This is a genomic window from Bartonella sp. CL63NXGY (assembly GCF_042194905.1).
Classification (GTDB): domain Bacteria; phylum Pseudomonadota; class Alphaproteobacteria; order Rhizobiales; family Rhizobiaceae; genus Bartonella.
In genome coordinates, this window is the sequence record NZ_JBHINK010000104.1 from 339 (window position 1) to 679 (window position 341).

At 37.2% G+C, this 341-nt stretch carries 1 protein-coding gene; it reads right to left on the bottom strand.

The window, feature by feature from the left end; genetic code table 11:
- Positions 1-325: hypothetical protein (locus ACFIK0_RS09495; protein WP_375663925.1), on the bottom strand; the 325-nt coding region annotated here is incomplete at its 3' end.
- Between the last annotated feature and the right edge of the window lie 16 nt (positions 326-341).

A 341-nucleotide genomic window follows, 5' to 3' on the forward strand; every position in this document is an offset into this window, starting at 1 on the left:
AGTCTGTCATTAATCCAAAATTATTTTTAAGGCTTTCCTGCACATCATGAAGTAAGTAATCATGTGATCTCGCAACTAGATTATTTTTAGCTTGATAATTAAAGCCAACTATTCCATCCATATCTAAGGAGTATCCAGGGAAGGTTGGCATATCAGACTGAGTCAACGCTGGCATACCATTATCTGGTGTCTTCAGATCTAAACCAGTAATCTTCGATTGATTAGTAACTGCATCAGTTGTATAGTGCAGAATTCCGTGAACATCTTGTGTAATCGCCTTATCTGGCATTTTCTTAGTACCATTCAAAGTATTCAAGGTTGGCATAACTACTCGCTGGTAT